General features: G+C 65.9%; 22 protein-coding genes. 13 read left to right on the forward strand and 9 right to left on the reverse strand.

From position 1 onward, the window contains the following. The first annotated feature begins 155 nt into the window (after positions 1–155). The 4 genes from LJ656_RS25085 to LJ656_RS25100 all read left to right on the forward strand — a co-directional run bounded on the left by LJ656_RS25085 (position 156) and on the right by LJ656_RS25100 (position 5,635). Positions 156–1,766 carry an ABC transporter substrate-binding protein gene (locus tag LJ656_RS25085; protein ID WP_230512223.1) on the forward strand — a complete coding sequence of 537 codons (1,611 nt, stop codon included), beginning with the start codon at positions 156–158 and terminating at the stop codon, positions 1,764–1,766. Between the two features lie 46 nt (positions 1,767–1,812). After that, positions 1,813–2,793 carry an ABC transporter permease gene (locus tag LJ656_RS25090; RefSeq protein ID WP_230512224.1) on the forward strand — a complete coding sequence of 327 codons (981 nt, stop codon included), beginning with the start codon at positions 1,813–1,815 and terminating at the stop codon, positions 2,791–2,793. Positions 2,794–2,863: 70 nt separating this feature from the next. Next, positions 2,864–3,856: an ABC transporter permease gene (locus tag LJ656_RS25095; protein ID WP_230512225.1), complete on the forward strand. Its 993-nt coding sequence runs from the start codon at positions 2,864–2,866 to the stop codon at positions 3,854–3,856. Between the two features lie 60 nt (positions 3,857–3,916). Then, positions 3,917–5,635: an ABC transporter ATP-binding protein gene (locus LJ656_RS25100; protein WP_230512226.1), complete on the forward strand. Its 1,719-nt coding sequence runs from the start codon at positions 3,917–3,919 to the stop codon at positions 5,633–5,635. A gap of 56 nt (positions 5,636–5,691) precedes the next feature. Here the strand turns inward: LJ656_RS25100 and LJ656_RS25105 are convergent, their stop codons facing one another. Genes LJ656_RS25105 through LJ656_RS25125 form a run of 5 tightly spaced genes read right to left on the reverse strand, consistent with a single transcriptional unit; the run spans position 5,692 to position 12,362 of the window. Next, on the reverse strand, positions 5,692–7,356 hold the full coding sequence (locus tag LJ656_RS25105) for an ABC transporter substrate-binding protein (RefSeq protein ID WP_230512286.1): 1,665 nt from the start codon (positions 7,354–7,356) through the stop codon (positions 5,692–5,694). Further along, the gene (locus tag LJ656_RS25110) at positions 7,353–8,408 is read right to left on the reverse strand and encodes an aldo/keto reductase (protein WP_230512227.1); all 1,056 of its coding nucleotides are present in this window, start codon (positions 8,406–8,408) and stop codon (positions 7,353–7,355) included. The genes LJ656_RS25105 and LJ656_RS25110 overlap by 4 nt, the downstream gene beginning before the upstream one ends. A gap of 38 nt (positions 8,409–8,446) precedes the next feature. Continuing rightward, complete coding sequence (locus LJ656_RS25115) at positions 8,447–10,072, reverse strand: ABC transporter substrate-binding protein (protein ID WP_230512228.1); 1,626 nt, start codon at positions 10,070–10,072, stop codon at positions 8,447–8,449. 39 nt (positions 10,073–10,111) lie between these two features. Next, positions 10,112–11,173 carry an ABC transporter substrate-binding protein gene (locus LJ656_RS25120; protein WP_230512229.1) on the reverse strand — a complete coding sequence of 354 codons (1,062 nt, stop codon included), beginning with the start codon at positions 11,171–11,173 and terminating at the stop codon, positions 10,112–10,114. A 46-nt stretch (positions 11,174–11,219) separates the two neighbouring features. After that, complete coding sequence (locus LJ656_RS25125; RefSeq protein ID WP_230512287.1) at positions 11,220–12,362, reverse strand: LLM class flavin-dependent oxidoreductase; 1,143 nt, start codon at positions 12,360–12,362, stop codon at positions 11,220–11,222. Positions 12,363–12,774: 412 nt separating this feature from the next. On the opposite strand from LJ656_RS25125, the gene LJ656_RS25130 reads away from it, so the two are divergent. Genes LJ656_RS25130 through LJ656_RS25150 form a run of 5 tightly spaced genes read left to right on the forward strand, consistent with a single transcriptional unit; the run spans position 12,775 to position 18,099 of the window. Next, positions 12,775–13,356: an OsmC family protein gene (locus tag LJ656_RS25130; protein ID WP_230512230.1), complete on the forward strand. Its 582-nt coding sequence runs from the start codon at positions 12,775–12,777 to the stop codon at positions 13,354–13,356. 11 nt (positions 13,357–13,367) lie between these two features. Then, positions 13,368–14,957, forward strand: a complete 1,590-nt coding sequence (locus tag LJ656_RS25135) for an ABC transporter substrate-binding protein (RefSeq protein ID WP_230512231.1) — start codon at positions 13,368–13,370, stop codon at positions 14,955–14,957. A 26-nt stretch (positions 14,958–14,983) separates the two neighbouring features. Then, positions 14,984–15,328 (forward strand): DUF3088 domain-containing protein, encoded by a 345-nt coding sequence (locus tag LJ656_RS25140; RefSeq protein ID WP_230512232.1) that lies wholly within the window; start codon positions 14,984–14,986, stop codon positions 15,326–15,328. Positions 15,329–15,348: 20 nt separating this feature from the next. Continuing rightward, on the forward strand, positions 15,349–16,698 hold the full coding sequence (locus tag LJ656_RS25145) for an LLM class flavin-dependent oxidoreductase (protein WP_230512233.1): 1,350 nt from the start codon (positions 15,349–15,351) through the stop codon (positions 16,696–16,698). Positions 16,699–16,743: 45 nt separating this feature from the next. After that, entirely contained in the window at positions 16,744–18,099 is a 1,356-nt protein-coding gene (locus LJ656_RS25150; protein ID WP_230512234.1) for an LLM class flavin-dependent oxidoreductase, read from the forward strand. A 96-nt stretch (positions 18,100–18,195) separates the two neighbouring features. Here LJ656_RS25150 and groL read toward each other — a convergent pair whose 3' ends face one another. After that, positions 18,196–19,836, reverse strand: coding sequence for a chaperonin GroEL (gene groL, locus LJ656_RS25155; RefSeq protein ID WP_230512235.1), 1,641 nt, complete (start codon positions 19,834–19,836; stop codon positions 18,196–18,198). 19 nt (positions 19,837–19,855) lie between these two features. Continuing rightward, complete coding sequence (locus LJ656_RS25160) at positions 19,856–20,143, reverse strand: co-chaperone GroES (RefSeq protein ID WP_230512236.1); 288 nt, start codon at positions 20,141–20,143, stop codon at positions 19,856–19,858. Positions 20,144–20,386: 243 nt separating this feature from the next. Between LJ656_RS25160 and LJ656_RS25165 the strand changes: the two genes are divergently transcribed. The 4 genes from LJ656_RS25165 (at position 20,387) to LJ656_RS25180 (ending at position 23,792) form a co-directional block, all read left to right on the forward strand. Then, positions 20,387–21,334: a TauD/TfdA dioxygenase family protein gene (locus tag LJ656_RS25165; RefSeq protein WP_230512237.1), complete on the forward strand. Its 948-nt coding sequence runs from the start codon at positions 20,387–20,389 to the stop codon at positions 21,332–21,334. 144 nt (positions 21,335–21,478) lie between these two features. Then, positions 21,479–21,697 carry a hypothetical protein gene (locus LJ656_RS25170; RefSeq protein ID WP_230512238.1) on the forward strand — a complete coding sequence of 73 codons (219 nt, stop codon included), beginning with the start codon at positions 21,479–21,481 and terminating at the stop codon, positions 21,695–21,697. Between the two features lie 258 nt (positions 21,698–21,955). Further along, positions 21,956–23,176, forward strand: coding sequence for a sulfite dehydrogenase (soxC, locus tag LJ656_RS25175; protein ID WP_230512239.1), 1,221 nt, complete (start codon positions 21,956–21,958; stop codon positions 23,174–23,176). Further along, positions 23,169–23,792 (forward strand): c-type cytochrome, encoded by a 624-nt coding sequence (locus tag LJ656_RS25180; protein WP_425606002.1) that lies wholly within the window; start codon positions 23,169–23,171, stop codon positions 23,790–23,792. The genes soxC and LJ656_RS25180 overlap by 8 nt, the downstream gene beginning before the upstream one ends. Positions 23,793–23,891: 99 nt before the next feature. On the opposite strand, the gene LJ656_RS25185 is transcribed toward LJ656_RS25180, so the two are convergent. After that, positions 23,892–25,244 carry an LLM class flavin-dependent oxidoreductase gene (locus tag LJ656_RS25185; protein ID WP_230512288.1) on the reverse strand — a complete coding sequence of 451 codons (1,353 nt, stop codon included), beginning with the start codon at positions 25,242–25,244 and terminating at the stop codon, positions 23,892–23,894. A gap of 81 nt (positions 25,245–25,325) precedes the next feature. Continuing rightward, positions 25,326–26,111 (reverse strand): ABC transporter ATP-binding protein, encoded by a 786-nt coding sequence (locus LJ656_RS25190; RefSeq protein WP_230512241.1) that lies wholly within the window; start codon positions 26,109–26,111, stop codon positions 25,326–25,328. Position 26,112 lies beyond the last annotated feature (1 nt).

Consider the following 26,112-nt stretch of genomic DNA (forward strand, 5'->3'; position numbering starts at 1 on the left):
TCGTCCGCAAGCTGCTTTGCATATGCGCAACCATTGGTTCTATTAGCGCGGCTGCGCCTTTATCGTAAGTGCTGCACGAGCGGCGCTGCGCGCTCGAAACTCTTTCGCGGGCCAACCCGTTTAGACCGACGCATAGATACAAGGATGTGAATCACATGGCAGGACTGAATCGCCGCGCCTTTCTGATTTCCTCGACTGCCGCGCTGGCGGTCTCCGGCATGCCGGCATTAAGCTTCGCGCAGAGCGCCACCAATGGTGCGGCGCCCACGCGCGGCGGCACGCTGAACATGCTGATCAATCCCGAGCCGCCGGTGCTCGTGTCGATTTTTCAGACCACCGGCCCCGCGCTGGTCGCGAGTTCAAAAGTGCTCGAAGGTCTGCTAGCGTACGACTTCGATTTGCGGCCCAAGCCGCAATTGGCGACCGCATGGAGAACCAGTCCCGACGGCCTGAAGTACATCTTCACGCTGCGCGAAAACGTCCGCTGGCATGACGGCCTACCGTTTACGTCGGCGGACGTCGCGTTCTCGATCGAATTGCTGAAGTCGATTCATCCGCGTGGCCGCAGTACCTTCGCGAACGTCACGCGAGTCTCGACGCCCGATGCGCGCACCGCGGTGATCGAACTATCGAAGCCCGCGCCGTATCTGTTGAAGGCGCTGTCGGCCGGCGAGTCGCCGATCGTGCCGAAGCATCTGTATGCGTCCGGTGATCCGCTCACCAATCCGCACAACAACGCGCCGGTCGGCACCGGGCCGTTTCGCTTCAAGTCGTGGACGCGCGGCGCGAATATCGTCTACGAGCGCAATCCGGACTACTGGGACGCCGGCAAGCCGTATATCGACGCGCTGGTGCTGAAGGTCATTCCCGACGCGGCCGCGCGCTCTGCCGCGTTCGAAACCGGCGCCCTCGATCTGGGCGGCGAGAATCCGGTGCCGCTCACCGATCTGCCGCGCCTCACGCAATTGCCGCAATTGGCTGTCGAAACGCGCGGCTACCGCTTTCTCGAACCGCTGGCTGAGATCGACTTCAATCTTCAGCATCCGATCCTGAAGGACCTGCGGGTGCGTCAGGCGATCGCGCATGCGATCAATCCGCAAGTGGTGCTGCGCACGGTCGCGTATGGCTACGCCGACCTGTCGCCGACGCCGATCACGCCGGGCTCCCCGTATCACGACGCGAAGCTCGCACCGTACGCATTCGATACCGCCGCCGCCGAACAGCTGCTCGACGCCGCCGGTTATCCGCGCAAGGCCGGCGGCGTGCGCTTCAGTCTCACGCACGACTTTTTGCCGTACGGCGACATGTACCGCCGCCAGGCCGACTACGTGAAATCGGCGCTCGCAAAGGTGGGGATCGACGTGACGGTGCGCTCGCAGGACTTGCCCGCGTTCCTGAAGCGCGTGTACGCGGACCGTCAGTTCGACTTCAGCAGCATCGGCGTGAATACGCTGTTCGATCCGAGTGTCGGCGTGCAGCGTCTGTACTGGTCGCAGAACATTCGCCCAGGCGTGCCGTTCTCGAACGCGCCGCACTACAGCAATGCCGAGGTGGACCGCCTGCTCGAAGCCGCCGCGATCGAAACTGACGAGAGCAAACGCGTCGCGCTGTATCAGCAGTTCCAGCAGATCGTCTACCGCGATCTGCCGATTCTCAACCTCGTCGCGCCGCGCATGGTGACGCTCGCGAACCGGCGGGTTCATAACCATACGGTGTCCGCGCAAGGCCTCGAAGGCAATCTGGCGGACGTTTATCTGAGCGCATGAATGAACGCATGAATGAGCCCATGACTGAGCACAAGGGAGCGAGACGATGAGCCGTGGTCTGCGTTTTGCCGCGATTGCGCGGCGTACCGCGTGGCAGGCGTTGCCGACCGTGATCGGCATCGTGATCCTGAACTTCTTTCTGCTGAAGCTGATGCCGGGCGACGCGGCCGACGTGCTGGCCGGCGAGTCCGGTTCGGCGACCGTCGAAACGATGCAGGTGCTGCGCGCGAAGTTCGGTCTCGATCAGCCGGTGTTGCAGCAGTTGTGGTCGTATCTCGCGCATCTGGCGCATTTCAGTCTCGGCTATTCGCCGCGCTACGACATGCCCGTGATGCAGCTGATTCTGTCGCGGCTGCCCAATACGCTGCTGCTGATGGGCGTCGCGCTGTCGTTCGCGATCGTCGCGGGCGTGGCGCTCGGCGCGGTGATGGCGCATTGGGCCGGCAAGTGGCCGGACCGCGTGCTGTCGGTGCTCGCATTGCTGTTTTACTCGACGCCGGGCTTCTGGATCGGCCTGCTTGCGATCGTGCTGTTCTCGGTGCATCTGGGCTGGCTGCCGAGCGGCGGCAATGTCACGCTCGGCGTGCAGCTGCACGGCTTCGCGTATTTCGTCGACGCGCTCAGGCACGTGCTGCTGCCGGCCGCGACCCTGTCGACTTTCTTCGTCGCGATCTACGCGCGGCTCACGCGCGCGGCGATGCTCGAAGTGCAGCGCCAGGATTTCGTGCGCACCGCGCAGGCGAAGGGCCTGCATCCGTGGCGCGTGACGGTGCGTCATGTGCTGCGCAACGCGTTGATCCCGCTGACGACGATCGTCGGCATTCATTTCGGCACGCTGCTGGGCGGCGCGGCCGTCACCGAAACGGTGTTCAGCTGGCCGGGGCTCGGCCGGCTCGCGCTCGATGCGGTGATGGCGCGCGACTTCAGCGTGCTGCTCGGCGTGCTGCTGCTGTCGTCGATGCTGGTGATCGTCGCCAATCTGCTGGTCGATCTGCTGCAGGCGTGGCTCGATCCGCGCATCGCGTGAAGGCCGCTGCAATGGCTGAACGAAACGCGCATCCCCCTTTGCGCCAGGCGTTTTTTCACAGAGAGATCACATGGCTCCCGACTCTTCGAATCTGATTTCGCCGCAGCCCGAGCCTCGCGCATCGAGCTGGCGCCGCCAGTTGGGCGGCACGCTGTTCGGCTCACGCTTCGGCACGCGGCGCGGCGCGGCCGCCGGCGAGCCGGCAAACCCGTCACAGCGGCCGGCCGGGCGCGGCGTGTGGCGCGCGCTGCTGCGCAATCCGTCGGCGCTCGCGGGGCTCGTGCTGCTCGCGGCCTTCGTCGCGCTGGCGCTCGCCGCCGGCCATCTGTTTCCGGGCGACCCGCTCGACATGGTGGCGGCGCCGTTCGAATGGCCGGGCAGCGATCCGCAATACCGGCTCGGCACCGATTCGCTCGGGCGCGACGTGGCGGCCGGCATCGCGCACGGCACCCGCGTGTCGCTGCTGATCGGCGCGAGCGCGGCCGGGATCGGCCTCGTGATCGGCACGCTGGTCGGCGCGATCGGCGGCTTCTTCGGCGGCGTGGTCGACGACGTGCTGGTGCGGATCACCGAGCTGTTCCAGACCGTGCCGTCGTTTCTGCTGGTGATCGTGATCGTCGCGATCGGCCATCCGAGCGTGACGATCATCGCGCTCGCGATCGGCATCGCGTCATGGCCCACCGTCGCGCGGATCGTGCGGGCCGAATTTCGCAGCCTGCGCCGCTCGGACTTCCTGCTGGCCGCGCGCAGCCAGGGCTTCGGCAACGCGCGCATCATCTTCGGCGAGATCCTGCCGAATGCGTTGCCGCCGGTGATCGTCACCGCGTCGGTGATGGTGGCGAGCGCGATCCTGATCGAATCGTCGCTGTCGTTTCTCGGCATGGGCGACCCGAACGTGGTCAGCTGGGGCGCGATGATCGGCGCGGGCCGCGATTCGCTGCGCACTGCCTGGTATCTGACCGCGGTGCCCGGCGCGGCGATCGTGCTGGCGGTGCTCGCGCTGAATCTGCTCGGCGACGGTCTGAACGACGCGCTGAACCCGCGCCTGCGCGAACGAACCTGACAGCAACCTGAAAAGCGGCCGCGCTGCGCGCGCGGCCGGCAATGTGATCGAGGAGTCCCTGTGGCCAATCTGCTTGAAGTACGCGATCTGCGCGTGAGTTTCGGCGCGCACGAAGCGGTGCGCGGCCTGAGTTTCGATATCGCGCAAGGCGAGACGCTCGCGCTCGTCGGCGAATCCGGGTGCGGTAAATCGGCCACCGCGTTGTCGCTGATGCGGCTCGTGCCGGAGCCGGGGCGCGTGAGCGGGAGTCTGCGCTTCGACGGCCGCGAGCTGCTCGAACTGTCGCCGCGCGAAGTGCGCGAAATACGCGGCCAGCACATCTCGATGATCTTTCAGGAGCCGATGACTTCATTGAACCCGGTGTTGTCGATCGGCGCGCAGATCGTCGAGACATTGCGCCAGCACGAAGGTTTGTCGAAAGCGGCGGCGTTCAAACGCGCGGTCGAACTGCTCGAACTGGTGCAAATTCCGGAGCCGCAACGGCGCGTGCACGACTATCCGCACGAGTTGTCGGGCGGCCAGCGGCAGCGCGTGATGATCGCGATGGCGGTGGCCTGCCGACCGCGCCTGCTGATCGCCGACGAGCCGACCACCGCGCTCGACGTGACGATCCAGGCGCGCATTCTCGAATTGCTCGACGGCTTGCGGCGCGAACTGTCGATGTCCTTGCTGTTGATCACGCACGACCTGGGCGTGGTCGCGCAGCACGCGGACCGGGTCGCGGTGATGCTGGCCGGCGAGAAGATCGAGGAGGCGCCGGTCGCGCGTCTGTTCACGCAGCCGCAGCATCCGTATACGCGCGGCTTGCTGGGCGCGTCGCTGAATCTGGCGGACGATCTGCACTATCGCGGCTGGAAACTGCCGGAGATTCGCCATGGGCTCGGCGCGGACGGCCGGCCGTCGTTTACCGTGCTGCCGCGCTCGGCGCGCACCGAGCCTGCCGTGGCGGCGACCGTTCCGGCAGCGCAGTCGGCGGCGCATGGCGACGCGCCGTTGCTCGAATTGCGCGACCTGCGGGTCGAGTACCCGCAGCGGCGCGGCCACGCGGCGTTGCCGGCGGTCGAGCGCGTGTCGCTGAGCATCGCGCGCGGCGAGACGGTCGGCCTCGTCGGCGAATCGGGCTGCGGAAAATCGACGCTGTCGAAAGCGATCCTGCGGCTGGTGCCGGCGGCGGCCGGCGAAATCCGCTTGCGCGGCACGGACCTCGTACCGCTCGGCGAACGCGAATTGCGGCCTTTGCGACGCCATGTGCAAATGGTCTTTCAGGATCCCTATGCGTCGCTCAACCCGCGCCGCACCGTGGCCGAGATTCTCGATACGGTGCTGGTGGTCAACCGGATCGGCAACGCGCAGCAGCGCCGCGCGCGGATTGCCGCGATGCTCGACCGCGTCGGTTTGCCGAACAGCGCGCTGGGTCGCTATCCGCACGAGTTCTCCGGTGGCCAGCGGCAGCGCATCGGGATTGCGCGGGCACTGGTGCTCGAACCGGCTCTGCTGATCTGCGACGAGCCGGTGTCCGCGCTCGACGTGTCGATTCAGGCGCAGATTCTGAACCTGCTGGTCGATCTGAAGCGCGACCTCGGGCTCGCGTATCTGTTCATTTCGCACGACCTGTCGGTGGTGCGCTATATCGCGGACCGCGTGCATGTGATGCAGGCGGGGCGAATCGTCGAGAGCGGCGACCACCACGAGATCTGGCGCGCGCCGCGGCATCCGTACACGCGCACGCTGCTCGACGCGATTCCGGGCCGTACGTTCGACGACGCGCGGGCGGCGTGATTCTCATAGGCAGGATGCGGCGCCGCCCGATCCAACCGGGGGCGCCGGCCTAAAAATCAGCTCTTCGCTTCGATCCAGGTGTCGGAGAAATCGCCGGCGGTCAGATCGATGCTGTTGTTCAGGTGATGTACGCGGCTGTGATACACCTGCAACGCCGGCACCGTGACGAGCGGCAGCACCGGCAGTTCGCGGCCGACAATCTGCTGAATCTGCCGGAACGCGGCCGCGCGGCGCGCGTCGTCGGTATCGATCGCGGCCGTGCGGAACAGCTCGTCGACTTGCGGATTCTGGTAATGCGACGCGTTGATCCAGATCAGCGGATGCTTGACGCCGTCGGACCAGTAGATGCGCTGCACGCCGACCGTCGGGTCGTAAAGGCGCCCAAGGCCGTTCAGGTTCAGATCGAAGTCGCGCGCCGTGTAAGCGCGGCGCAGATAGGTCGGCAGATCGCCGTCGAGGATCGTCGCCTTGATGCCGATGCGCGCCAACGCCGCGCGTAGATACTCGGCCGCGCGGCGGAAATCCGAGCCAGTGATGTAATTGATCTTTACCGCAAAGCGTTGGCCGTCGGCCTGCTTCGGATAGCCGGCGGCGTCGAGCTGGCGATTCGCGGCGTCCACGTCGAACGGGTAGTGGAACGTGCTGTCGTCGTAATAGCTCGATAGCACCTTCGGCACCGGCGAATCCACCACGCTCGAACGCCGGTAGAACACGTTGTCGCGAATGAAGTTGCGATCGATCGCCTGGGCGATCGCCTTGCGCACTTCGGGCTTCGCGAGCACCGGATTGTCGAGGTTGAATTCGAGGAAGGCCGCATTGTTCAGATAGGCGTCGTAGGTGTCGTCGATCTTCAAATGCGGCAGCTTCGCGAGGCGGCCGAGATCGGCGAGACCGACGTTGGTGGCGGCATCGACCTCGCCGGTTTCCAGCGCGACGGAAATCGCGCCCTGGTCGGGCACGATCCGGTAGACCACCCGGTCCAGATACGGCGCACCCGCGCGCCAGTAGTGCGGATTCCTGCGCAGGCTGACATGACTGCCGCGCACCCACTGATCGAACACGAACGGACCGGTGCCGACCGGCGCGCTCAGATTCGGGCTCGTCAGCGGATCGCCGTCGCCGTAGCGATGCTGCGGCACGATCGGCAATTCCGCCGACGACAACGCCTTCAGGAAGTACGGCGTGGGCTTGCCGAGCACGACGACGGCGGTCAGCGGATCGGGCGTATCGACCCGTTCGACGTTCGCGAGCGTGATACGGCCGCGCGGGCCGAGCCGTTTTTGCGTGAGGATCGAGTAGCGCACGTCGGCGGAGGTGAAAGCCTCGCCGTCGTGCCACTTCACGCCCGGCCTGAGCCTGAACGTGTATTGCAGGCCGTCGGCACTGGTGCTCCACGCGATTGCCAGCAATGGCTGCGGATTGAACTGCGCGTCGTAGCGCAACAGTCCCTCGGTGATTTTGGCGCTGATGTTGCGGATCACCGTGTTGGTGTCGAGCAGCGACACCAGCGACGGCGGCTCCTGCTGCACCGCGTAGGTCAGCGTGCCGCCGCGCGTCGGCGTCACCGCGCTGGCGGCCGACGGAATGGTCGATGTACCGGCGGATGCGCCGCCCGATGCGCCGGCCGCGGCGGCGTGCGCGAGCGGCCACGCGGCGCCGAGCGTGCCGGCCCACAGCATCGCGAGCGAACGTTGGATGAAATCGCGCCGATCGACGCTCATCGCGACACCTGTGCCGGCCATGCGCGGTCGTCCTGCTGCGCGCCATCGCGCGCGAGGCGCCCGAAGAACGGATGCCCCGGATCGTTGAAACCCGGCGTGGACGGATGTCCGGTCGTCACCAGCGAGTCGACGAAGGCCTCGTCTTCCGCGTTCAGCCGATAGCCGAGCGCCGGCAGATAGTCCTGCCATTGCGCTTCGGTGCGCGGGCCGGCAATCGTCGAACTGATGTAGCGGCTATTGAGCACCCACGCGAGCGCGAATTGGCCGGCCGTCAGTCCGCGCGCCTGCGCATGTTCCTGCACCCGCCGCGCCAGTTCGATCGATTCGGGTCGCCATTCGGTTTGCTGCAAGCGCCGATCGCTGCGGCCGGCGCGCGTGTCGGCGCCGGGCGTCGCACCGGGTTCGTATTTGCCGGTCAACACGCCGCGCGCGAGCGGGCTGTATGAAATCACGCCGAGGCCGTAGCGGTGCGCGGCCGTCAACTGTTCGGCTTCGGCCTGGCGGTTCGCGATGTTGTAGAGCGGCTGGCTCGCAACCGGCGCATCGAGCCCGAGCGCCTGCGCGGTATGGCTGAACTCGGCGATTCTCCACGCGCGATGATTCGACAGCCCGTAGTAGCGCAGCTTGCCGGCGCGGATCAGGTCGTTCAACGCGCGCACGGTTTCTTCGACCGGCGTTTGGTGGTCTTCGCGATGCAGGTACAGCACGTCGATATAGTCGGTGCCCAGGCGCTGCAGGCTCGCCTCGACCGCGCGCCGGATATGCTTGCGCGATGCGCCTCGCGCGTTCACGTCGCGCTCGTCGAGCGGGTTCGCGAACTTGGTGGCGAGCACCCAGCGCTCGCGCTGCGCGGCGATCGCGCGGCCCACCACGCGCTCCGATTCGCCTTTGCCGTAGACGTCGGCGGTGTCGATCGAATTGACGCCTTGCTCCAGCGCCTGGTCGATGATGCGCGCGGCGGTGGCTTCGTCGGTCGGGCCGCCGAACATCATCGTGCCGAGCGTCAGTGTCGAGACCTTGATGCCGCTGCGGCCGAGTTGTCTGTATTCCATATGTGTGCAGTTCCGTCAGGGTGTGGGTTGAAATCGTTTCAGCGTTGCAGCCAGACGTCGGCGAAACTCGCCGATACGCCGTCGGGGCCGCTCGTATGGTTGTGGACCGCGCGCGAGGAGACGGTCAGGTATTGCGGCGCCACCAGATTCAGATCGGGCAGGTCGCGCTCCAGAATCCGCTGGATCTGCGAGAACAGCTGTTTGCGTTTGGCCTCGTCGGTTTCTTCGGCGACCTGCGCGAACAACTGGTCGATCTGCGGATTGCTGTAGTGCGAACCGTTCGTGAACGGCACGCCGCGGCGGAAGTTATCGGTCGTATACAGCCGCGCGACGCCGACCACCGGATCGAACAGATTGCTCATTCCGTTGACCGAGAAATCGAAATCGCGATCCGTATAGATCCGCTTCAGATACGCGGGCAAGTCCTGGCTGCGCACGGTGACCGCGATGCCGACTTTCGCGAGCGCCGATTTCACGTAAGCAGCGGTGCGGGTGGGCAGATCGCCGATCGGCAGCGGATCGACCGTCAGCGTGAAGCGGGTGCCGTCGGCCTTGCGCGGGTAACCAGCCGCGTCGAGCAGCGCGTTCGCACGCGCCACGTCGAACGGATAGGGCGCCGGCGCGCTGTCGTGGTACGGGTTCGACGGGATGATCGGGCTCGCCAGCGGCGTCGCGTAGCCGTAGAAGATCACCTTGCGGATCACGTCGCGATCGATCGCCGACGCAATCGCCTGGCGTACCTGAAGATTTTTCAGGACCGGATTGTCGAGATTGAACTCGATGCGCGTGACGCCGGCCTGGAACTCGTAGCCGCGTGAATCCAGCGCGAGCTTCGGATTGTTCTTCAGCCGCTGGAGGTCGGACAGCGGTACCGGCGTGTCGCCGCTCAGATCGACCGAGCCGTCTTCGAACGCGACGGTGCGCGCGGCCGGATCGGTGATGATCTTCACGACGATCTTGTCGAGAAAGGGCTTGCCCTTGTCCCAGTAGTCGTCGTTGCGCGCGTATTCGACGTAGCTGCCGCGCATCCATTTGACGAAGCGAAACGGCCCGGTGCCGACCGGCGCGTTGTTGGCCAGGTTGGTCAGCGGGTCGGTGCCTTCGTACAGGTGCTTGGGCACGATCGGCGTCTCCGACGAAGAGAACGCCTTGATCAGATACGGCGCCGGCTTCGACAGCGTGATGACGACCGTGTACGGATCGGGCGTGGCTATTTCAGTGACGTTCGCGAACGTCGTTTTGGCGCGCGGATGCACTTGCCGCAGCGTTTGCAATGAGTACGCGACGTCGGCGGAGGTGAACGGCTGGCCGTCGTGCCACTTCACGCCGTGGCGCAAGTGGAATACGTATTTGCGGCTGTCGTCGGCGACTTCCCATGAGGTCGCGAGCGATGGTTTCGGCTGGAACTTGAAGTCGTAATCGAGCAGGCCTTCGACGACTTTCGGGCTGACCTTCAGCACATTGGTCGCGGTGGTCGCGAGATCGACGAGCGCGGTCGGCTCCGGTGTGACGACGAAGTTCAGCGTGCCGCCGCGTTGCGGCGTCTGTGCAATTGCAAAGGAGCCGGACAGCGCGATCAGCAGCGCGGCGCCGAGTCCGAGCGCGCCGCGCGACAAAAGCGAGCCGCGGCGGCGCGGTGCCGCCAGCGAGGTGACATGGGTCATCGTACGGTTGGGTAGAAAGAGAAGAGGAAAACCCGCGCGTCAGACCGTGGCGGGCGCCGCTGCTTCACGGCGCGCCAGCGCGGCGCGCAAAGGCGCGGGATCGATCCATGCGTCGAAATCGAAGTCGGTGGGAATAAAGCCCGACTTGAACAGGAACTGCTTAAAGTCGGAGAGCGCGGCCAACGCTTGCGGGTCGAGACCGATCTGCAATTGCGTGTGAAGCCCACCCGGATACGCGCGCTGCACCCAATGTTCGGCGCTGCGGGTTTCGCGCGCGACGTATTGCGCGACCTCGCCGGCATGACGTTGGGCCCAGTCGGCGCTATCGAGCGTGCGGACCAGCACCCGCTCGACCAGATCGGGACGCTCGCGCAGCAATTGCGCGTCGACCGTCAGCGGTCGCGGCGTGCCGTTGTTCGCGTGCAGCAGCCGGTTCGGCTGCGCGTTTATATCCACGAGAATCTTTGCGTTCAGCAGATTCGCGATATCGAGGCCGGTCGCGCCCTTCACGAACACGACGTCGGCTTCGCCGCGCAGCAGGGCCGCGGCTTCACGCGCGAATTCGTGCGAGCGCTGCGCGTCGAGCCAGCTCGCGAGCGGCGCATCAGCGGCGGGTTTGGCGTCTTCGAGACCGCGCGGCGTATGCGGCAGGTCGATGAGTTCCACCTGCGCGAGCGTCGCGCCGAGCGCGCCGAGCAACGAACCGAAGCCGCGCAACGCGGTCGCGCGATGAAAATCGACTACGCTCGCGCGGGTATTGCGCGGCAGTCCGAAGCGTCGGCCGGCCAGCGCGTCGGCGCTCGCATCGAGTTGCCGGTCGAGCGTAATCAGCGCCTGGAATTCGTCGACCCAACTCAGGCCGATCAACCGCGTATCGCTGCCTTGCGAGCGCGCCCACAGCGCGGGAATATTGCCGCCCTGCCGAAACGACCACGGTTGCGTGTGGGTGAAATGCGAGCGGCGGATCGCGACGTCGTCGGCGTCCTGCAGTGCTTTTACGTCGATGCCGTCGGCGGCGAATTCCTCGTCGAGCCAGCCTTTCTGCGCGGCGATGCCGAAAGGAGTGGGGGCGGGGCAGCGGGTGTACCAGAGTCGGCTCATGCGTTTCACCATGAAGTGGAAGGAGAACGGCAATTCGAACGCACGCTCAAACGCGCAGACCGGCTTCGCGCAATAGCGGCAACACGCGCGCGCCGAAGAAGTCGAGGTCCGGCTGGAAATCGAAAAAGCTCAATTGCACGCCGTCGATCCCGGCCCGATGCAGGCGCACGATGTAATCGGCGACCTGCTGCGGCGAGCCGACGATCGAGATGTTGCCGCCGACCGCGCGCGCGGCCGCCTGGTTGCGCTGCTCGGCGTTGCCGCGCCATGCGTGCGCGTCGCTCTCGAAGCGGTGGAAGCTGCCCTCGTCGCCGTGCGCGACGATCGCATCGCGATAGGCGAGCGCTTCCGCGGCCGTTTCGCGGCAGATCACCATCGGATTGATCAGCGTGCGGATCTTGCGGCCGTGCTTCGCGGCGGCGGCTTTCACGCGCGCGGTGTGCGCGGGCAACGCGGCCAGCGCGGCCTCGATTTCCGAGCCGGCGGGGCTGGTGATGAACACCACGTCCGAGTACCGCGCGGCGAATTCGATGCCGGCGTCCGAGCCGGTCGCGTTGACCAGCAACGGGCGCCCGAATTGCGGTTTGGGCGTGACGAACGCCTTGTCGAGCTTCCAGCTCGACAGCAACGGCGCAAAGCTGAAGTTATCCGGTTGCGCCCATAGCTGCTGGACCGCGTCGAGAAATTCGCTCGCGAGTTCATAGCGGCGGTCGTGCTCGATCCGGTGCCAGCCGAACATCTCGTGTTCGATCGCCCGATGGCCGGTCACCACGTTGATGCCCCAGCGGCCTTTCGAAATGTGATCGAGCGTCGCGCAGAACTTCGCGAAGTGCAGCGGATGCCACGGGCCGTACAGCACGTGGCTGGTGGCGACCAGAATGATTCGTTCGGTGCGCGCGGTCATCGCCGCGAGCGACATGAACGAGTCGAGCGCCTCGCCGTTGAACACGCCGCCATAACCGCCTTTCGGCAGCCACTGCGACAGCGCGAACACCAGGTCGAAGCCGAGGCTCTCCGCTTTCTGCACTAAGCCGAGGTTGTAGTCGAAATTCCAGTCGGTGCTGCGCGGCAGCGTCGACGCGCTCCAGCCGCCGGCCTGAATCGGCAGGAACAGGCCGAGCAACAGCGGTTGTTCGAGTGCGCGCGCAACCGGCGAGCTGGGAAATTCGGCGGGCGAGCGTACCGGCATGAACGGCGTGGCGTCCGGAGATGGCGCGGACGCGCGCGAGGCGGCGGCGCGCAGGAGTTCGCGGGTTTCGGGGGTTTCGGCGGTTTCGGTCACGATGAGAATCGGTCGTTGGGCGTAGAGAGGGGCGGTGGCGGCGAGCGGCTCGGAGCGATCGCCGAACCGTGAAAACTTACCGGCAACTCGACCGATCGGACAACGAACAATAATTTCTATCCTTATCTGCGTTGATAGCGCGGCGCCCGGCGCTCGGTGCCAGGCGCCCGCCGGAAATGACGCACACGCGTAAGCAAAGCAGAATCGCTTGGTTCGTGCGCGCGCGGCGGCTAGCTATCCTGTGCGGCGTATCCGTATCGTTCGACTCACCGCTCGATCCGCTCAATCAGCTCAATCCGCTCAATCGAACCACCCACACATGACGACGCTCAACGAGTACCTCGTACAGAAGCGCGCGGCTTGGCTTGCCAAACGCGAAGCCGCGCGCAACGATCCGGATCTCAAGGCCAACCGGCTCAAGGCCAATGTGCGCGCGTTAGGGCGCAGCGGCGTGCGCGAAATCCGCATTCGCGATTTCCAGGTGATCAGCGACAGTCCGGCCGATTTCGCCGGCTACAACCTCGGGCCGGCGTCGCCGGAATTGCAGCTCGGCGTGCTCGGCAGCTGCCTCACGCACATCACGCTGATCCAGGCGGCGGAGCGCGGCTTGCGAATCGATTCGATCGACGTGGAAGTCACCGGCGACCAGCATCCGCTCGCGCAGCAGCCGGGCTTCGAACATGTGCCGATCTTTCCGCACAACATCCGCTATACGCTCGACATCGTGTCGCCCGAGCCGGCCGCCGCGATTCGCGCGCTGCATGAGGCGGTGGAGGCGGTGTGCCCGATCTACAACCTGCTGAAGAACCCGCAGGTGATCGCCGGCGAATTGCGTCACGTCAGCGTGGCCCGCGCGCCCGGCGAGTCGGCGCGACATCTGGTAACCGCTTCCGCAAAATAATAAGGATCCCGATGAGAACGACTCATGGCGCACGAGCGCGCGTGCTCGGCGCGCTGCTGGTCGGTGCGTGGCTTGCCGGCGTGAGCGCCGCCGCGAGCGCCGCGCCCGCCAGCGGCGGCACGTTGACCTGGCTGGTGACCCCGGAACCGGCGTCGATCGTGCCGTTGACGACCACCGCCGGCGGCAATGCGGAGATCGGACCGAAGGTGGTCGAAGGCTTGCTGACCTACGACCCGAACCTGAACCCGAAGCCGCTGCTGGCCACCTCATGGACGGTCAGCCTGGACGGACTGCAATACCGTTTCAATCTGCGTCATGGTGTGAAGTGGCATGACGGCAAGCCGTTCACTTCGGCCGACGTGGCGTTTTCGATTCTGACGCTCAAGCAGGTGCACCCGCGCGGGCGCAGTACCTTTGCGAACGTGACCGACGTGAAAACGCCGGACCCGTACACCGCGATCGTCGAGTTGTCGAAGCCGGCACCGTTCCTGCTCACCGCGCTCGCGGGCACCGAGTCGCCGATCATTCCGAGGCACCTGTACGAAGGCACCGACATCGCGACGAATCCGTACAACAGCGCGCCGGTCGGCACCGGACCGTTCGTGTTCAAGTCGTTCGCGCACGGCAGCGACATCGTGCTCGAACGCAATCCGGACTACTGGGACAAACCCAAGCCCTATATCGACAAAATCGTCGTGCGTTTCCTGCCCGATGGCGCGGCGCGCGCCGCGGCGCTCGAATCCGGCGCCGCGAACCTCGGCGATCAGGCGATTCCGCTGGCCGACGTGAAGCGCTTCACCGCGCTGCCGAAGTTCAATGTCGATACGACCAACTGGGCATACAACAGCAACCATCAGCAACTGATCTTCAATCTGGATACCCCGGTTCTGAAGGATAAGGCGGTGCGCAAGGCGATTTCGCAGGCGCTCGACGTCAACGCGCTGAACCGCGTGGTCTGGTACGGCTATGGCCAGGTGTCGGCGGCCGCGATCGGCACCGCGAACACGAAGTATCACAACGCCGATGTGCACTACTTCCCGTACGACGTCGCGCAGGCCAATGCCGCGCTCGATGCGGCCGGCTACAAACGCGGCGCGGACGGCAAGCGCTTCAAATTGCGGCTGCTGTACAACCCGTTCCAGGATCCGCGCGCGGCGGACTTCGTGCGCCAGTCGCTCGCGCGCATCGGAATCGACGGCGAGATCGAAAGCTATGACTTCGCGACCTACGTGAAGAAGGCCTATACCGATCGCGCGTTCGACATCACGCTCGAAGCGCTGTCGAACACTTTCGATCCGACCGTCGGCGTGCAGCGGGTGTTCTGGTCGAAGAACTTCAAGATCGGCCTGCCGTTCTCGAATGCCGCGCATTACTCGAACCCGGAAGTGGACCGTCTGCTGGAGGCGGCCTCCGTCGCCACCGACGATGCGCAGCGTCGCCAGTTGTTCCTGCAATTCCAGCAGATCGTGCACGACGATATTGCGTCGATCGAATTCGGCGCGAACCCGAACATCACGATTTCGGCGAAGAACGTGAAGAACTACGCGCCGGGCGGCGAGGGCATTCGCGGCAACTTCGCCGACCTGTACATCGAACGCTAAAGCTAACTACCAAGGAAACCTGCCCAATGAGCCGAGATCTTCTGATTCTGCTGGAACCCGGATTCACCGATCCCAACCATCCCGGCGAGCGCTTCATCTGCCCGCATGGCGCGCCGATCGAGGGACTGCTCGCGAGCGACCCGGCACGCGCGGCCGCGCTCGACGTGTTGCGCGTGCCTTTCGAGCGGCCCCGCAAGGCGGTGATCGAAGTGCTCGACGAAGCGCATCAGGGGTTGCCGGCGCTCGTGTTCGGCGACGAACAGCCGGCGCCCGCCGACGCCGGGACGCTCGGCGAGCGGCGCTTCGTCACCGACCCGCGCCGTATTCTCGATCTGCTCGCCGAGCGGCACGGCTTTCCGAAAGTGCATTGAACAGGGTGGGGGAAGCACAGATGAGTCGCTTGCCGTCACGCGCTGCGCCGCGTCGTCTGCACCTGAATGTCAACATCCTGCACTCGGGTTTCGTGCCGTCCGCGTGGCGGCTCGAAGAAGCCGATCCGCGTGCGTTCGTCGATGTCGATCACTATGTGCGGGTCGCGCGGCTGGCCGAGGCCGGCAAGCTCGACGCGGTGTTTCTCGCCGACAACGCGGCGATCGTCGATCAGATCGACTTTCGCCCGATTACCGCGCTCGAGCCGACCGTGCTGCTCGCCAGCATCGCGGCGGCGACCACGCATATCGGTGTGATCGGCACCGCGTCGACGAGTTACAACGAGCCGTACAACATCGCGCGGCGTTTTGCGACGCTCGATCACGTCAGCAATGGCCGGGCGGGCTGGAACGTGGTGACCACCGCCGATCTGCCGTCCGCGCGCAACTTCGGCAGCGCCGCGGTGCCGGAGCATGCGCAGCGCTACGAGCGCGCGGCCGAATTCACCGAAGTGGTCAAGGCGCTGTGGGACAGCTGGGAGGACGACGCGTTCGTCGGCAACAAGGCCGACGGCCGTTTCGTCGACGTCGCCAAAGTGCATCCGGTCGCGCATCGCGGCCGCCATTTCGACGTGCAAGGCGCGCTGAACCTGCCGCGCCCGCCGCAAGGACATCCGGTGCTGGTGCAGGCCGGTGCGTCGGCGCATGGCCGCGAGCTGGCCGCGCGCCATGCCGAGGCGGTGTTTTCCGCGTCGCAGTCGTTCGAGGAGTCGGCCGCTTACCGGCGCGATCTGAATCAGCGCGCGGCCGCGTATGGCCGCGCCAACGTCAAGGTGCTGGCGGGGCTGACGACCATCATCGGCGCGACCGAGCGGGACGCGCAGCGCCGCCGCGACGAGCTGGTCGAACAGATTCCGTGGAACTACAGCCTGAACCGGCTCGCCGGCACGCTGGGGATCGACGTCGCGCGCCTGAAGCTCGACGCGCGCCTGCCCGACGATCTGCCGCTGCCCGGCGGCGGCAACGGCAACCACACGTTCTTTCATGCGACGCTGGCCGAAGCGCGCCGGCACGGCCATACGGTGCGCGAACTGATCCGCGCGCTGGCGGGCGGCACCGGCCACCGGGTGATCGTCGGGACCCCTGAACAGATCACCGACGACATCCAGCACTGGTTCGACGGCGAAGCGGCCGATGGTTTCAACCTGATGCCCGACGCGCTGCCCGGCGGACTGCGCGATTTCGTCGATGGCGTCGTGCCGATCCTGCAGCAGCGCGGCATTTTCCGCACCGAATACGACGGCACCACCTTGCGCGAGCACCTCGGCCTCGCGCGACCCGTCAATCCGCAACGCTGGCGCGCGAGCGCCTGACACCCACGGCGCCCGCGTCGCGCCGCCCCACCTTTCGCACACACCATGAGCCAACGTAAAGGACATCTGCGCCTCGGCGCCTTTCTCTACCCGACCGGCCATCACATCGCCGCGTGGCGTCATCCGGATGCGCATCCGGCGGCGGGCCGCGACTTTCGTCACTACGTGCGGCTTGCCCAGGCGGCCGAAGCGGCGAAGTTCGATCTGGTCTTTCTCGCCGACGGCTCGGGCACGCGCGGCGACAACGTCGACTTTCTGAGCCGCACCGCGCATAGCTACGTCGCGCAGTTCGAACCGCTCACGCTGCTGTCGGCGCTGGCCGCGGTGACCGAACGGATCGGTCTCGTCGGCACCGCCTCCACGACGTTCAACGAGCCGTATCACATCGCGCGCAAGTTCGCGTCGCTCGATCACATCAGCGGCGGACGCGCGGGCTGGAATCTGGTCACGTCGTCGAGCGCGCACGAGGCGAAGAACTTCGGCTTCGACGAACATCTCGCGCACGCGCGCCGCTACGAGCGCGCGACCGAATTCGCGGAGGTGGTCGAGGGGCTGTGGGACAGCTGGGACGAACACGCGTTCGTGCGCGACAAGGCGGCCGGCCGCTATTTCGATCCGGCCAACCGCCACGTGCTCGACCATCGCGGCGAATTCTTCAACGTGCGCGGACCGTTGAACGTCGAACGCTCGCCGCAGGGCCGGCCGGTGCTGGTGCAGGCGGGTTCGTCGGAAGCCGGTAAGGCGCTGGCCGCGCGCACCGCGGAGGTGATCTTCACCGCGCAGCAGACGCTCGAAGACGCGGTCGCGTTTTACGCGGACGTGAAGGGCCGGCTCGCGCAGTACGGCCGCGACGCGGACGATCTGAAGATCATGCCGGGCGTGATGCCGATCGTCGGCACGAGCGAGAGCGAAGCGCGCGAGAAATTCGCCGCGCTACAGGCGCTGATCGACCCGGCAGTGGGGCTGTCGCTGGTGTCCGGGCTGACCGGCGGCTTCGATCTGTCCGGCTATCCGCTCGACGGACCGATTCCGGAACTGCCGGAAACCAATGCGAGCAAGAGCCGCCAGTCGTTGACGCTGGAGCTCGCGCGGCGCGAGAACCTGACGATCCGCGAACTGTATCTGCGGGTGGCCGGCGCGCGCGGACATTGGCAACTGGTCGGGACCCCGAAGCAGATCGCCGATGCGCTCGAGGAGCGCTTCGTCAACTACGGCGCCGACGGCTACAACGTGATGCCGGCATTGCTGCCCAATAGTCTCGACGACTTCATCGAACTGGTGCTGCCGGAATTGCGGCGCAGGGGCCTGTTTCGCGACGAGTACGAAGGCAGCACGTTGCGGGAAAATCTCGGCTTGCGGCAGCCGGTGTCGCGTTATCAGCGCGACGCGTTGAGCGCGTGAGCGCAAGCGCCGCGTATCGTGAATAGCGATGCGCGGCGCTGCGTAGCACTGACGCCCGCTGACGCCCGAAGGCGTCAGCAATTCATCCACCGTTAATCAGAAGTCGAAGCCCGGACCGCCGGCGCCCGGACCCGCCGGCGCAGCGGCCGCTGCCGCGTCTTTCGGCGCTTCGTACACGGTGGCGTCGGTGGTCAGCAGCAGGCTCGCGACGGAAGCCGCATTCTGCAGCGCGGTGCGCGTGACCTTGGTCGGATCGACGACGCCGGTCTCGACCAGGTCGCCGTATTCGCCGGTGGCCGCGTTGTACCCGTAGTTGCCGCTGCCTTCGGCCACCTTCGCGACGATCACGCTCGCTTCTTCGCCCGCGTTGGCGACGATCTGGCGCAGTGGTTCTTCGAGCGCGCGGCGCACGATGTTGATGCCGGCGTTCTGATCCGCATTGGCGCCCTGCAGTGCGGCGATCGCCTGCTTCACGCGAATCAGCGCGACGCCGCCGCCCGGCACGATGCCTTCCTCGACCGCCGCGCGGGTCGCGTGCAGCGCGTCGTCGACGCGGTCCTTCTTCTCCTTGACCTCGATTTCCGTCGCACCGCCGACCTTGATCACGGCCACGCCGCCCGCGAGTTTCGCGACGCGTTCCTGCAGTTTTTCGCGGTCGTAGTCGGACGTGGCTTCGGCGATCTGCGCGCGGATCTGCTTCACGCGCGCTTCGATGTTGGCTTTTTCGCCGGCGCCGTCGATGACCGTGGTGTTTTCCTTGCCGACCTCGATCCGCGTGGCCTGGCCCAGCTCGGCGAGCGTCGCTTTCTCCAGCGTCAGCCCGGTTTCCTCGGCAATCACCTGGCCACCGGTCAGAATCGCGATATCTTCGAGCAGCGCCTTGCGACGATCGCCGAAGCCGGGCGCCTTCACCGCGACCGTTTTGAGAATGCCGCGAATATTGTTCACGACGAGCGTTGCGAGCGCTTCGCCTTCGACGTCCTCCGCGATGATGAGCAGCGGCCGGCCGGCTTTCGCGACCTGTTCGAGCACCGGCAGCAGATCGCGGATGTTAGAAATCTTCTTGTCGTGCAGCAGCACGAACGGTTGTTCGAGCACCGCCAGTTGGCGATCCTGATTATTGATGAAGTACGGCGACAGGTAGCCGCGGTCGAACTGCAGGCCTTCGACCACGTCGAGTTCGTCCGCGAGCGACTTGCCGTCTTCGACGGTGATCACCCCTTCCTTGCCGACCCGGTCGATCGCCTCGGCGATCCGTTGGCCGATCGATTCCTCGCCGTTGGCCGAGATCGTCGCGACCTGCGCGATTTCCTTGCTGGTGGTGGTCGGCTTGCTGATCTTTTTCAGTTCCTCGACGGCCGCGATCACGGCCTTGTCGATCCCGCGTTTCAGATCGGCGGGGTTCAGCCCGGCGGCGACGTATTTCTGGCCTTCCCGCACGATCGCCTGGGCGAGCACGGTGGCGGTCGTGGTGCCGTCGCCGGCCGCGTCGCTGGTCTTCGACGCGACTTCCTTGACCAGTTGCGCGCCAATGTTCTGCACCTTGTCGGCCAGTTCGATTTCCTTCGCGACGGATACCCCGTCCTTGGTCACGACCGGGCTGCCGAAACTGCGTTCGAGCACGACGTTGCGGCCCTTCGGCCCGAGCGTCACCTTGACCGCGTTGGCGAGCAGGTTGACGCCTTCAACCAGTTTCGACCGTGCGTTGTCGCTGAATGCGACTTCTTTGGCTGCCATGTTTTTATGCTCCTCAAAGTTATTGAACGACCGCGACGATATCTTCTTCACGCAGGACCAGCAGTTCGTTGCCGTCGACCTTCACCGCCTGGCCCGCGTATTTGCCGAACAGCACGCGATCGCCGATCTGCAGATCCGGTTCGACGCGCTTGCCGTCGTCGCCACGGCGGCCCGGGCCGACCGCGAGGATTTCGCCCTGGTCCGGCTTTTCCGCGGCGCTGTCGGGGATCACGATGCCCGACGCGGTGCGGGTTTCCTGATCGAGACGCTTGACGATCACACGGTCATGTAAAGGGCGCAGGCTCATTGATTTTTTCCTTGTCGATAGGTGGATCGGCGGCGCGCTAACGAGCTCCGGAGTCAGCACGTTAATTCGACGCTCGCGCAAAGCCAACCAATCTCTGTGCATATCGAAAGCAGCGCGCGGCTGTCACGGATATCACGTGCCGATAGCATTCGCGCGAATAATCAAAGCGCAAATCGGTGGTTAGCGTCGTCGCGGCGCGTTCCTATACTGACTAGCCGGCAGCCGCGACCAAGGAGATCAACGATGAGTGCAATCCCCGTATACGACGAAGCAGAGCTTCAGATCAGCCCGCTGTCCGCGCATATCGGCGCGCAGATCAGCGGCGTGGATCTGACCCGGCCGCTGGACCCGAAGCAGATCGCGGCGATCCGCGCCGCGTTGCTCAAGTGGCGGGTGGTGTTTTTCCGCGAACAGTTTTTGAGCCACGAACAGCACGTGGCCTTTTCCGCGCAGTTCGGTGAACTGACGGTCGGGCATCCGGTGTTCGGTCATGTCGACGGGCACCCGCAGGTCTATTCGATTGCGAAGTTTCGCCAGGCGACCCGCTTCGAGGGCCAACCGCTGTTACGGCCGTGGACCGGCTGGCATACCGACGTGACGGCTGCCGTCAATCCACCGTTCGCATCGATCCTGCGCGGCGTGACGATTCCGCCGTATGGCGGCGACACCCAATGGACCAATCTCGTGGTCGCCTACGAAAAGTTGTCGGAGCCGCTGCGCGGATTCGTCGACCAACTGCGCGGCGTGCATCGCTTTGCGCCGCCGCAGGGAGCGCAGGGTACCGCTTCGTTTGTCTCGGCGGTCGACCAGCACACGCTCGTCAGCGAGCATCCGCTGGTGCGCGTGCATCCGGAAACCGGCGAGCGCGCGCTGTATGTGAGCCCGGGATTCCTGAAGCAGATTTCCGGCGTGACGCCGCGCGAAAGCCAGCTACTGCTCGAATTGCTGTGGGAGCACGTGACGCGGCCGGAGTTCACGGTGCGCTTCAAATGGGAGCCGGGCAGCATCGCGTTCTGGGACAACCGCACGACCGCGCATCTCGCGCCGACCGATATTTTCGATCTGGATTTCGACCGGCAGCTGTATCGCACGACTCTGGTCGGCGACGTGCCGGTCGGGCCCGACGGGCGTGCGTCGGTGTCGCTGCAGGGTTCGCCGGTCGGCGCGGCGGCCGCGGTTGCGCTCAATTAGATTGCGAGAGGAAAAGCGCAAAAGCGCAAAGGCGCGGGCCGCGCGGGACATTGCAGCGAAGTCGCAAAGCATTGCACAAATGCTTGTTTGCGCCCGCGCGCGCCGGTGACTAGATTCGTTTAATGCCACCAGCAGGAGTGCATGATGTCAGTCAATCTTGCAGCGATCTATCGGCGCACCGTGTTCGCTCCGTTCGCAGCGGCGCGGCAGCGGTTTCATCAACGGTTCGAAGATCACGCCGGGGCTCTCGCGACCGAACCCGAGCGCCTCGAACGAATCGCGGTCTACGCGCGCGCCGGCTATTTCAACATGGGCTACACGCTCGATTCATTCTGTCTGAGCGGCGAAATCGCGCCGGAATAACGGGGTGCAATTGAGCGGGGCGAAAAGCGCTGAGCGGTTCGCCGGATATCGCCGGCCGTCATATCGTTAGTCCGAATCGGCTTTGAAGCGCGCGCGGACACTGCCTATACTCGGACGCTGGTCATCGATCCGCCGCCCGGCGGCCCCAGCATGTCGCGACAATCACCGCAATCGCCTGTCAGTCAGGACCCACAACGCGCGCCGAGTGGCGCGTCCTCAAGTAACCAATCGAATGAACCCGCTTCGCCGCGCCGGCGCATGCTCGGCGCGCTTGCATTGAGCGCGCTGGCTGCCCCCAATGTGAAGGCCGCGACGCTGTTGCAGCCCATCGCCGTCGATCCGTGGACGCAAACGCCCGGCGCGCCGATTCTCGAACATCCGTATGGCTTGCCGTCCGCGCACGAAGCGCAGGTGGTGCGGCGCGCGGCCCGCGCGTGGCCGATGCCGGGCGCCGCGTCGTCGCTGACGCCGCTTGCGGATCTGCACGGTTCGATCACGCCGAATGGCCTCGTCTACGAGCGCCATCACGCCGGCGTGCCCGGCATCGATCCGCAAGCGCACCGGCTCGCAATCCACGGTCTGGTGCGCGAACCGAAACTCTTCACGATGGACGATTTGCTGCGGCTGCCGTCGGAGTCGCGGATTCATTTTCTCGAATGCTCGGGCAATACCGCGAGCGAATGGAAAGGGCCCAGCGGTTTGCCGGTGCAAATCACGCACGGACTGCTGTCGTGCTGCGAATGGACCGGTGTCCGGTTATCGACGCTGCTCGAAGCGGTCGGCGGTGTCACCGCGAACGGTAACGGCGCCGCGCCGCAATGGCTGCTCGCCGAAGGCGCGGACGCCGCGGCGATGACGCGCAGTTTGCCGCTCCAGCGGATTCTCGAAAGCGCGCTCGTCGTCTATGCGCAGAACGGCGAACGGCTGCGGCCGGAGAACGGCTACCCGCTGCGTTTGCTGGTGCCGGGCTTCGAGGGCAATACCAACGTGAAGTGGCTGCGTCGGCTGAAGATCGTCGCCGCGCCGTTGCAGACGCGCGAAGAGACGTCGAAATACACGAGCTTGTTGCCCGATGGCCGGGCTCGTCAGTTCGTGTTCGAAATGGACGCGAAGTCGGTGATCACGCGGCCGTCGGCGGGGCAGCGCCTTAGCGTGCACGGCTTTTATCCGGTCGTCGGCATCGCGTGGTCCGGACGCGGCGCGATTCGCAAGGTCGAAGTGTCGAGCGACGGCGGCGCGACGTGGCAGGCGGCGCGGCTCGACGAGCCGGCGCGCGATCGCGCGTTGACGCGCTTCGAGGCGGGCTTCGTGTGGAACGGCGCGCCGACCGCGATCCTGTCGCGCGCAACGGACTCGACCGGCTACGTGCAACCGACCCGCGAGGCGCTCGTCGCCGCGCGCGGACTGAATTCGAACTATCACTACAACGGCATTCAGCAGTGGCGCATCGAAGCCGATGGGAGCGTGAAAAATGCGTGAGCGTGTGCGGTTCCTTGTGCCGACGCCGTCGCGAAGCATGCCGGGGCTGTTAGCGGCGCTGGTGGTTGGCGGCCTGCTTGCCGGTTGCGCCTCTTCGTTGGATTCGACCCACGGGGCGCAGTCCGCCGCCACGAATGCGCAGTGGCGCCAGTCCGTCGATGCGATTGGCACACCGGTCGGCGAGGCCGCGCTCAGTGCGTGGAATATCGATGTCGCGCCGGACGGCCGCGGTTTGCCGGCCGGCACCGGCGATGTCGCGACGGGCGGCCGCATTTTCGCGGCCAAATGCGCTGCTTGCCACGGCGCGAAAGGAGAGGGATTGATCGGCGATCAGTTGATCGGCGGCGCGGGCACGCTCGCGAGCGCGAATCCGAAGCGCACGGTCGGCAGCTACTGGCCGTACGCGACCACGCTGTTCGACTATATTCGCCGCGCGATGCCGTATAACGCGCCGCAGTCGCTGAGCGCGGACGAAGTGTATGCGGTGAGCGCGTGGATTCTGAACCGTAACGGCATCGTGCCCGACGATGCGCGCATCGACGCGGCCGCGCTGGCCGCGATCAGGATGCCGAACCATGCCGGCTTCGTGCCGGATCCGCGGCCCGGGCGGTTGTGATCCGCGTGTTGCGGCGGGCCGGCCGTGGCCGGCGCCGACCCGCGTTGCGCGATGCCGGCCGGCCTGCGCAGGCAGTTCACGGCACCAGCTCGCCGGACTTCACGAAGCGGCCGCAGCCAGTTCGCCGCGCTCGCGCGCGTTTTGCGTGTAGCGATTGACCGGACGCGGCAAGCCGAGATGCTCGCGCAACGTGCGCCCCGCATACTCGGTGCGAAACAGCCTGCGGCGCTGCAATTCCGGCACGACGGTCTCGGCGAATTCACTGAGACCGCCCGGCAGCCACGGCGACATGATGTTGAAGCCGTCCGCGCCTTCCTCTTCGAACCATTGCTGCAACTGGTCCGCGATGCTCTGCGGCGTACCGATCACCTGCTGATGTCCGCGCGCGCCCGCGATGCGCAGATACAGCTCGCGGATCGTCAGGTTGTCGCGCCGCGCGAGATCGAGCAGCAGCCGTTGCCGGCTCTTGCCGCCGTTGGTTTCGGGCAGCTCGGGCACCGGGCCGTCGAGCGGGTAGGACGACAGATCGACACCGCCCGACATGTTCGACAGCAACGCGAGGCCGACCACCGGATCGATCAGCTGCTGCAACGCGTCGAACTTGTCCTGCGCTTCCTGCTGGGTCCTGCCGATCACCGGAAAGATGCCGGGCATGATCTTCAGATGCTCAGGCTTGCGGCCGTAGCGCGCGAGCCGGCCTTTGACGTCGCGATAGAACTGCTGCGCTTCGCCCAGCGTCTGATGCGCGACGAAAATCACCTCGGCCGTTTGCGCGGCCAGCTCCCGGCCGGCTTCCGATGCGCCGGCCTGCACGACGACCGGCCAGCCCTGCGGCGAGCGCGCGACGTTCAGCGGTCCGCGCACGCTGAAGTGCTTGCCGCGATAGCCGAGCACGTGCAGCTTGTCGGCGTCGAAATAGATGCCGCTCGCCTTGTCGCGCACGAATGCATCGTCCTCCCAACTATCCCACAGGCCCGCGACCACGTCGTAAAACTCTTTGGCGCGCTCGTAGCGCACCGCGTGATCGAGGTGCCTGTCGCGGCTGAAGTTGTGCGCTTCGGTCTCGGTGCTCGAGGTCACCAGATTCCAGCCGGAACGGCCGCCGCTCAGATGATCGAGCGACGCGAACTTGCGCGCGACGTTGTACGGCTCGTTGAAGCTGGTCGATACGGTCGCGATCAGGCCGATGCGCTCGGTCACGACCGACAGCGCGGACAGCAGCGTCAACGGCTCGAAGTGATCGGCCCGCGCGGTACGCGACAGCGACGGCAGGTTGGTGTCGCGCACGCTGACGCTGTCCGCGAAGAAAATCGTGTCGAACTTGGCGCGCTCGGCGATGCGCGCGAGTTCCGCGTAGTGCGCGAAGTCCAGACCGCCGGCCGCGTGCGTGTCCGGGTGACGCCATGCGGCGATGTGGTGGCCGGTTTCCATCAGGAACGCACCGAGACTCATCTGCCGTTGCTTGTGTGCTGCTGCACTCACTGCTGGCTCCTTGCGATTGACGTTGACGAAAGACGCACTTGCGCGAACGCGCTAGGCGGCGTGATGCGCGGGTTCGGCGAAATCGGCGAGGATCTGCTCGCGCAATTGCACGAAGCGCGGATCGCCGCGCTCGCGCGGCCGCGGCAAGCCGACCTCGGTAATCCGCTTGATGCGGCCGGGGCGCGGCGCCATCGTCACGACCCGGTCGCCGAGCTGGATCGCTTCGTCGACATCGTGCGTGACCAGAATCATCGTGATCCGCTCCTGTTCCCAGATCCGTTGCAGCTCGGTTTGCAGGCGCGCGCGGGTGAGCGCGTCGAGTGCGCCGAACGGTTCGTCGAGCAACAGCACGCGCGGCCGGTTCACGAGTCCGCGTGCAATCGCCACGCGCTGCGCCATCCCGCCCGACAGCTCATGCGGGTACGCGCGCTCGAAGCCTTGCAGGCCGACCAGCGCGACGTGCTGCGCAACAGCCGCGCGCTTCTGCTGGAGCGAAAGCGGCGCGTTGCGCAGCGCCGCCTCGATGTTCTGGGCCGCGGTCAGCCACGGGAACAGCCGGTGATCCTGAAACACGATCCCGCGTTCCAGCGACGTATCGCGCACGCGCTCGCCGTTCACGCTGATTTCGCCGCGGTAGTCGGTGTCGAGCCCGGCCACCAGCCGCAGCAGCGTGGACTTGCCGCAGCCGCTCGCGCCGAGCACGCTGACGAATTCGCCGGGGGCGATGTCGAGCGAGACGTCGTCGAGCACGAGCAGGCCGTCGTCGTTGCCGGCTTGCTTCGGATAGCGCTTGGTGACGCGGCGAATGCGGATGCCTTCGGAAACCGGATGGGTCATG

Origin of the sequence: Paraburkholderia sejongensis (assembly GCF_020880815.1) — a bacterium.
GTDB classification, from domain to species: domain Bacteria; phylum Pseudomonadota; class Gammaproteobacteria; order Burkholderiales; family Burkholderiaceae; genus Paraburkholderia; species Paraburkholderia sejongensis.

Coding starts and splice junctions, on each gene's coding strand:
- LJ656_RS25095 (WP_230512225.1), top strand. CDS start 2,864: ATGGCTCCCGACTCTTCGAATCTGATTTCGCCGCAGCCCGAGCCTCGC.
- LJ656_RS25085 (WP_230512223.1), top strand. CDS start 156: ATGGCAGGACTGAATCGCCGCGCCTTTCTGATTTCCTCGACTGCCGCG.
- soxC (WP_230512239.1), top strand. CDS start 21,956: ATGCTCGGCGCGCTTGCATTGAGCGCGCTGGCTGCCCCCAATGTGAAG.
- LJ656_RS25180 (WP_425606002.1), top strand. CDS start 23,169: ATGCGTGAGCGTGTGCGGTTCCTTGTGCCGACGCCGTCGCGAAGCATG.
- LJ656_RS25170 (WP_230512238.1), top strand. CDS start 21,479: ATGTCAGTCAATCTTGCAGCGATCTATCGGCGCACCGTGTTCGCTCCG.
- LJ656_RS25190 (WP_230512241.1), bottom strand. CDS start 26,111: ATGACCCATCCGGTTTCCGAAGGCATCCGCATTCGCCGCGTCACCAAG.
- LJ656_RS25090 (WP_230512224.1), top strand. CDS start 1,813: ATGAGCCGTGGTCTGCGTTTTGCCGCGATTGCGCGGCGTACCGCGTGG.
- LJ656_RS25140 (WP_230512232.1), top strand. CDS start 14,984: ATGAGCCGAGATCTTCTGATTCTGCTGGAACCCGGATTCACCGATCCC.
- LJ656_RS25185 (WP_230512288.1), bottom strand. CDS start 25,244: ATGAGTCTCGGTGCGTTCCTGATGGAAACCGGCCACCACATCGCCGCA.
- LJ656_RS25160 (WP_230512236.1), bottom strand. CDS start 20,143: ATGAGCCTGCGCCCTTTACATGACCGTGTGATCGTCAAGCGTCTCGAT.
- LJ656_RS25130 (WP_230512230.1), top strand. CDS start 12,775: ATGACGACGCTCAACGAGTACCTCGTACAGAAGCGCGCGGCTTGGCTT.
- LJ656_RS25115 (WP_230512228.1), bottom strand. CDS start 10,072: ATGACCCATGTCACCTCGCTGGCGGCACCGCGCCGCCGCGGCTCGCTT.
- LJ656_RS25120 (WP_230512229.1), bottom strand. CDS start 11,173: ATGAGCCGACTCTGGTACACCCGCTGCCCCGCCCCCACTCCTTTCGGC.
- LJ656_RS25135 (WP_230512231.1), top strand. CDS start 13,368: ATGAGAACGACTCATGGCGCACGAGCGCGCGTGCTCGGCGCGCTGCTG.
- LJ656_RS25145 (WP_230512233.1), top strand. CDS start 15,349: ATGAGTCGCTTGCCGTCACGCGCTGCGCCGCGTCGTCTGCACCTGAAT.
- LJ656_RS25105 (WP_230512286.1), bottom strand. CDS start 7,356: ATGAGCGTCGATCGGCGCGATTTCATCCAACGTTCGCTCGCGATGCTG.
- groL (WP_230512235.1), bottom strand. CDS start 19,836: ATGGCAGCCAAAGAAGTCGCATTCAGCGACAACGCACGGTCGAAACTG.
- LJ656_RS25125 (WP_230512287.1), bottom strand. CDS start 12,362: ATGCCGGTACGCTCGCCCGCCGAATTTCCCAGCTCGCCGGTTGCGCGC.
- LJ656_RS25110 (WP_230512227.1), bottom strand. CDS start 8,408: ATGGAATACAGACAACTCGGCCGCAGCGGCATCAAGGTCTCGACACTG.
- LJ656_RS25165 (WP_230512237.1), top strand. CDS start 20,387: ATGAGTGCAATCCCCGTATACGACGAAGCAGAGCTTCAGATCAGCCCG.
- LJ656_RS25150 (WP_230512234.1), top strand. CDS start 16,744: ATGAGCCAACGTAAAGGACATCTGCGCCTCGGCGCCTTTCTCTACCCG.